The organism is Paracoccus sp. (in: a-proteobacteria), from assembly GCF_047973135.1.
In the GTDB taxonomy this organism is placed as follows: Bacteria; Pseudomonadota; Alphaproteobacteria; order Rhodobacterales; family Rhodobacteraceae; genus Paracoccus.
In genome coordinates this window covers 1-1851 of the sequence record NZ_JBKEBL010000217.1, presented here as the reverse complement: position 1 = coordinate 1851, position 1851 = coordinate 1, and the positions used below count along the sequence as shown (strand labels likewise).

At 63.3% G+C, this 1851-nt stretch carries 2 protein-coding genes and 3 pseudogenes; 4 read left to right on the top strand and 1 reads right to left on the bottom strand.

The window, feature by feature from the left end:
- Both ACK5L9_RS16400 and ACK5L9_RS16395 read left to right on the top strand, forming a co-directional pair.
- Window positions 1-182: pseudogene (locus ACK5L9_RS16400) on the top strand (hypothetical protein); the annotation flags it as partial.
- Between the two features lie 4 nt (window positions 183-186).
- Window positions 187-867 (top strand): NAD-dependent deacylase, encoded by a 681-nt coding sequence (locus ACK5L9_RS16395; RefSeq protein WP_416912528.1) that lies wholly within the window; start codon window positions 187-189, stop codon window positions 865-867.
- 92 nt (window positions 868-959) lie between these two features.
- Here ACK5L9_RS16395 and ACK5L9_RS16390 read toward each other — a convergent pair whose 3' ends face one another.
- Window positions 960-1235, bottom strand: a complete 276-nt coding sequence (locus ACK5L9_RS16390; protein ID WP_416912527.1) for a transposase — start codon at window positions 1233-1235, stop codon at window positions 960-962.
- Between the two features lie 43 nt (window positions 1236-1278).
- Here ACK5L9_RS16390 and ACK5L9_RS16385 point away from each other — a divergent pair.
- A pseudogene (locus ACK5L9_RS16385) lies at window positions 1279-1518 on the top strand (IS630 transposase-related protein); the annotation flags it as partial.
- 52 nt (window positions 1519-1570) lie between these two features.
- Window positions 1571-1851, top strand: a pseudogene (locus tag ACK5L9_RS16380) (hypothetical protein); the annotation flags it as partial.

Below are 1851 nucleotides of genomic sequence, written 5' to 3'. Positions count from 1 at the left end.
GCGGCTGCATCCAGCAGGTCGCGAATCAGACCCTGTCGCGTTCGGATCAGCGCCGCGCGGCCTCGTTCTTCAAGGAACCGCACAAGGCGCAAGAGGTGCGAATGTCCAGAACCAGCGCCGATAACGCCTTCTGGGCGCGCTACAAGCAATTTGCCTCATCGGCCGAGGCGTATTGCCGCTGACGCAATGCGTATTCTGGTCCTGACAGGTGCCGGGATTTCGGCGGAAAGCGGGCTGTCCACTTTTCGCGCGGCCGACGGCCTGTGGGAGCGGCACCGGGTCGAGGATGTCGCCACGCCCGAGGCATTTGCCCGCGATCCCGCACTGGTGCATCGCTTTTACAACGCGCGGCGCGAAAAGGCGGGCAGTGCGCAGCCCAACGCGGCGCATCGCGCGCTGGCCGAACTGGCCCACGCGCATGACCTGACGCTGGTGACACAGAATGTCGATGACCTGCACGAAAGGGGTGGGTCAGGCGATGTGATCCATATGCATGGCGCGCTGTCGGGCGCGCTTTGCGCAGCCTGCGGGCAACGCTGGCCCGCGCCTGCCGTGATGCTGCCGTCGGACCCGTGCCCGGCCTGCGGCGCGGCCGCCACCCGCCCCGACATCGTCTGGTTCGGGGAAATTCCCTATCATATGGAACGCATCTGGGCCGCGCTGGAACAGGCCGAACTGTTCGCGGCCATCGGCACGTCGGGCGTGGTCTACCCCGCGGCGGGTTTTGCCCAGCATGCCGCACGGCTGGGGGCGGAATGCGTCGAGATGAATCTTGACCCGGCTGTCAACGCCCGCGATTTCCGGCGAAGCATCCCCGGCCCGGCCAGCCAGACCGTTCCCGCCTGGGTCGCCTCGCTCAAGGGCTGATGCGTGGCCGTTCCAGCGGTCTGCGCAGGCTACCCTGGAAACCGGGCGGAACGCGCCTTTGAGCCCGATTTAAAACTAGGTTCCGTGGACATTCACTTTGCGGCGATGATGGTTGCGGCGAGATGCCAATTGGCGGTGTAACTGCAGGCCGTCTTTTCGTAACGCGTGGCTATAGCTCTGAATTCCTTTATCTTTGCGAAGAAGTTCTCGATCAGATGCCGCCATTTATAGGTGTGCCTGTCGTAGTCGCGTTTGATTTTGCGGTTCGCCTTCGGTGGAATGACCGCGCTCGCGCCCCGCGCGTCCAACTCGGCAAGCAGCCAATCGGCATCGAAGGCCTTGTCCGCCAGAAGTGCATCGAAGGCCACGTCTTCTATAGCCAAGCGACCTTAAACTGATTATTTGTGTGTCATGATCTATTCACTTGATTTCCGCCGCCACGTTTTGTCCGTTCGGGAGAAGGAAGGGCTGACCTTTGCCGAGACCGCCACGCGGTTTTCGGTCGGGATTGCGAGTCTGACCCGATGGGCGAAGTCGCCTGAGCCCAAGGCGACACGCGAGAGGCGCCCCCGCAAGGTCGATCCGGAGAAGCTGGCGCAGGACGTTCGGGACCACCCCGACGCTTACCAATATGAACGGGCGGCCCGGTTCCAGGTCACACCGAAGGCGATCTGGAACGGGCTGAGGGCGCTCGGCGTCACATATGAAAAAATCGCTGACGCACCCGAAGTCGGACGAAGCCGCGCGGCATGCCTTCCGCGAGAAGATTGCGCGATATCTGTGTGCTGGACGGCCCATCGTTTATCTGGACGAAAGCGGATTTGCCGCCGACATGCCCCGCACCCATGGCTATTCGGCACGAGGACACCGCTGCCCCGGCACGCATGACTGGCAGGCGCGGGGCCGGACCAATGTGCTGGGGGCGCTTCTGGCAGGGGTGCTGTTAACCGTCGGGTTAACCAGCGCCAATGTCGATGCGGACAT